A 4,093-nucleotide genomic window follows, 5' to 3' on the forward strand; every position below is an offset into this window, starting at 1 on the left:
CCTCCACGGGTTTTCCATATCCAGCATCTGCACACACTCCCTTTAATGTAGGATAACTCCGCACCCAGCACCTGTGTCATTGGCCTTATGAACCGTGATATGGAGCAGATTGCCTTGCCTATCAACACCACTATGCCGTTTACGTATCTTTTTTCCCCCATCTATACCTATTTTTTCTGAGGCACCTGTGGGGTTAACGCTTTGTGAATGATGCTATAGCTGGGATTCTTACTCCTTTCATACTTAATTCGACTTGTCTTAACAAAGTTCATGCATTACTTTTTCCCATACCCCATTAATCCTACAAGGTCTATAAAACGAATGTACCGTCCATTGACAACTGCTCTTGATTATATAAACTACTGCATTACCCCCCTCTTTTTTGTTGTATTTGCTTCTATTGCCGCTATCAAAATGATGCTTTATCACACCCCTCTCTCTTTTATAATTGCTTGGATAAGTCTTCTTCTACTCCTTCAAGCCTTTTATATCACACTTTTTTATTCATGAATACAGGTTCTAAAAAAAAGCAAAAAATTTTGGATTTTTAAAGCTTGGATTTCTAAAGTCTATGATCGTGCTGGAAAACGGCTCATCGATTGGGAATTTGGTGATCACTCGGGTCAAACATTCAAACGACTTTTTGAACGATTAAAAAAATGGAAAATTTTATTTTATTGCGCAGATCATTGGGTAGGTTTTAATAAAATCATTCCAAGCCCCCACTTCTTTCAGGGAAAAGATAAAACGTTTTCCATTAAACAAAACAACGCTCGACATCGCCATTGGTTTGCAAGATTTCGCCCCACCTTGCAAACACGCGATCACTTGAGATGCTAGAGGGAACACTGCGTATTTTTGCGGTACTTCACGTTAATAAAACATTGAAAATTTATCATACTATCTTTAGTTAAAAGCCTAAAATTTTGTATATTTATATTTTTTTTCTAAAATTTTTTCAGATTTTTTTTCGATACTAATAAATATATACCAAAAATTAACATAGGAAGGCTGTAAAATTGGCCCGGACTAATTCTTATTGATCCTAAAAATTCAAAACACTTTGAATCTGGCTCTCGTACATATTCGCATATCCATCGCGAAGCAAAATACCCTATTAAAAAGCATCCAGAAAGCATTCCGCTGTGCCGGGAAATACGTGTCTTTAAGGCTAACCCATTTAAAACAATAAACAAAAATACTCCTTCAAAAAACGCTTCGTATAATTGGCTAGGGTGCCGAGCAATAGAATCCACATTTGGAAAAACTATTCCGTGTTTCCACGGAATTCCGTAAAGCTCTTGATTTAAAAAATTTGCAATTCTTCCCAGAAAAATTCCCAAAGGAGCTCCGCATAAAAAACAATCTGTTAAAGAAAGCCAAGAAATTTTTTGACGTTTACAAAACCACCAACTGCTAAAAGCGCAAGCTAACGCTGCGCCATGGAATGCCATTCCTCCCTTCCATACCGAAAAGATTTCTAAAGGATGTGTAAAAAAGTAAGATGGGGAATACAATAAAACATATCCTAACCTTCCCCCAATAATAATAGAAGGCATAATAATCATCAAAAAATCAGACAATATTTCTGGGCATAAAGAAAACACACGGCGCTTTATTAAAAAAATTCCCCAACGCCAAGCCAGCAAACTGCCAATCGCATAGGCAATGCCATACCAACGAACGGGGTAAGAAAAAATATAAAAAGCAATAGGAGAAGGAAAATTCATCTTAAAAAACTCATAATTTTTCTACCTCTAGTTTACTTGCTAACTAAAACGGAGTATTCATTTGATCAAAAAATATTTGATTGTTTTCTGTAAGGCCTAATTTATCAAGTAAAAATTCTGTAGCCTCACCTCCCGGGGCCATAGAGCTCAAAACTTTTCTCAAGACCCACATGCGTTGTAAATATTTGGGATCTACAAGGCGTTCTTCTTTTCGCGTGCCTGACCTTGAAACGTCTAAAGCGGGAAAAATTCGACGCTCTGCAACCTTTCGGTCCAGATAAATTTCTGCATTTCCGGTTCCCTTAAATTCCTCAAAAATAACCTCTTCCATGCGAGATCCCGTTTCCACCAAAGCAGTAGCAATTATAGTTAACGACCCTTTTTCTTCAACATTTCTGGCTGCTCCAAAAAGTCGTTTGGGGCGTTGTAAGGCATTTGCATCCACACCTCCCGTTAATACTTTTCCAGAAGAGGGAAGAACAGTGTTGTAAGCTCGGGCTAACCGAGTCAACGAATCCAAAAGAATAACAACATCTTTTTGGCACTCTACAAGTCGTTTGGCTTTCTCTATAACCATTTCTGCCAGTTGAACATGGCGAGCAGCGGGTTCATCAAATGTAGAGCTCACAACTTCGCCTTTCACGAAACGCGCCATTTCAGTGGCTTCTTCTGGCCGTTCATCAATTAACATAACAATTAAAACCACGTCGGGGTGATTTTCTTGAATCGCTTGTGCTAGGTTTTGCAAAATCACTGTCTTTCCTGTTCGCGGAGGAGCAACAATAAGTGCGCGTTGCCCGAGTCCCAAAGGAACTACCAATTCTATGGCGCGCAAGGTTAGGCGCGCATTATTAACCCAATCAGAGCTTTTTTTCTTCAAAGATTTAACTGCTGTTCCTGGATTTTCGCTTTTTGAATGATCTGTCAGCTCAAGATTCAGTTTGCGTTGAGGAAAAAGGGGGGTCAAATTTTCAAAAGGAATGCGGTGGAAAGTTTTGCTGGGCTCATCAAAGTTGATAGAAGTAATAGTTTTTAAAGAAAAATATCGCTCTTCTTCCCTGCTTGGAGGGACAATTACTCCCTCAATAACATCTCCAGTTTTCAGATAATTATTCCGAATAAGCATTGAGGAAACGTAAACATCTGAAATTCCCGGCAAATAATTAACCTCGGGGTAGCGTAAAAACCCGAATTGATCAGCTAAAATTTCCAATACCCCTACACAAAGAATTTCTTCTCCCTGATCGAATTTCTTCTTTAAAATTCTTATTATAATCTCTTCCCCTTTCAGGCTTGCACTTTCGATTCCAAGAGAATCTGCCATCACTCTTAAATTTAAAGGAGAATACTTTCTTAAATCACTTACTTTAATCATGAAAAACCCAAAGAAAAAAATGCCTCTGCAGCATGCAGAGACTAGTGTGCATAGGATATATAATTTTTTTCTTTTTAGCAAGACCTTTTTTATAAAGTTGTTTTTTATTTAAAAAGAAAGAAACATTGTATTAAAATCAAATAATAAATCAATAACTTGTAAGTAATTTTATTATATCAAATATCAAAAAATTCGAAAAATAATTAATTATTTTTTAGGCGCTAAAAAATATTTATTAAAAAACAGGGGAAAAATTCAAATTTTTTTTGGAAAAATCATTTTTAAAAAAAATTATTCTAAAAAAATCATTTAAATTTTTAGAAAAAAATAGCAAGGGGTGACTGCTCGAAATGTAAATGAAAAAGGTAAGAGGAAAATTTTTCTCATAAAAAGAAAATCAAATTCAAGGCGCGTTGGATCAGAGCAAAGATGTTTTTTGGGAATTTTTAAAGCGGTAATTGAAACTAATGATAGGGGAGTTTTTTTGTGTTTTTTAAAAGGATAGGGCAATATATCTTCTTCCATTAATTGATAACCAGCGGGAAATCTTGATTCAATGTCTTTCAATAGATTTTCAAAGACTGTCGTCGAAGTTGAAGTTAATGAACTGTATTCATTTTGCAATTTTTGAAACTATTATTCTTTTTATTTTAAAAATTCTTCCATTTGATTAATTTTTTGTATATTTTATATGCATACTCCCCCTCACTTTTTTTCAGGTAGTTTAAAAGATCGCTGAAATCAAAGAATAAGAGTTTATCTTTGATCCACCTGAATCCCCTTGTGAAGTATGAATACAAAGGCGCTCTGACTGTTTTTTTGTAAGCAATTTCTTGTGTAAGGCCCGTTATAGAAGCGTATAAAATCGTCAAGTTTGGAAAGTCTTCCCAAATCTTTCATAGGGGGATTTTCAAGGGTAACCCCTTGCGTTTTCATAGTTCTGAACAGCCGTTCAATGTTCCATCTTTGTTTGTAGGCTTTTATTACC

5 protein-coding genes and 1 pseudogene are annotated in these 4,093 nt (G+C 35.9%); 2 read left to right on the forward strand and 4 right to left on the reverse strand.

The features are described 5' to 3' along the window. Window positions 1-558 precede the first annotated feature (558 nt). Window positions 559-840 carry an IS1 family transposase gene (locus tag K737_RS07425; RefSeq protein ID WP_235075652.1) on the forward strand — a complete coding sequence of 94 codons (282 nt, stop codon included), beginning with the start codon at window positions 559-561 and terminating at the stop codon, window positions 838-840. After that, window positions 786-914 carry a hypothetical protein gene (locus tag K737_RS11355; protein ID WP_268743843.1) on the forward strand — a complete coding sequence of 43 codons (129 nt, stop codon included), beginning with the start codon at window positions 786-788 and terminating at the stop codon, window positions 912-914. Before K737_RS07425 ends, K737_RS11355 begins: the two co-directional genes overlap by 55 nt. A gap of 33 nt (window positions 915-947) precedes the next feature. On the opposite strand, the gene lgt is transcribed toward K737_RS11355, so the two are convergent. The 4 genes and pseudogenes from lgt to K737_RS01275 all read right to left on the reverse strand — a co-directional run. Continuing rightward, window positions 948-1,730 (reverse strand): prolipoprotein diacylglyceryl transferase, encoded by a 783-nt coding sequence (gene lgt, locus K737_RS01260; protein ID WP_006300028.1) that lies wholly within the window; start codon window positions 1,728-1,730, stop codon window positions 948-950. A 43-nt stretch (window positions 1,731-1,773) separates the two neighbouring features. Then, entirely contained in the window at window positions 1,774-3,105 is a 1,332-nt protein-coding gene (gene rho / locus K737_RS01265; RefSeq protein ID WP_023491830.1) for a transcription termination factor Rho, read from the reverse strand. A 309-nt stretch (window positions 3,106-3,414) separates the two neighbouring features. Beyond that, a complete protein-coding gene (locus K737_RS01270; RefSeq protein WP_023491828.1) occupies window positions 3,415-3,729 on the reverse strand; it encodes a hypothetical protein in 315 nt (104 codons plus the stop codon). A gap of 132 nt (window positions 3,730-3,861) precedes the next feature. Continuing rightward, window positions 3,862-4,093, reverse strand: a pseudogene (locus K737_RS01275) (hypothetical protein); the annotation flags it as partial.

The sequence above is a fragment of the Holospora undulata HU1 genome, assembly GCF_000388175.3.
Classification (GTDB): domain Bacteria; phylum Pseudomonadota; class Alphaproteobacteria; order Holosporales; family Holosporaceae; genus Holospora; species Holospora undulata_A.

What these genes read in the sequence shown, in the direction of transcription:
- lgt (WP_006300028.1), bottom strand. Translation starts at nt 1,730, where the DNA reads ATGAATTTTCCTTCTCCTATTGCTTTTTATATTTTTTCTTACCCCGTT.
- rho (WP_023491830.1), bottom strand. Translation starts at nt 3,105, where the DNA reads ATGATTAAAGTAAGTGATTTAAGAAAGTATTCTCCTTTAAATTTAAGA.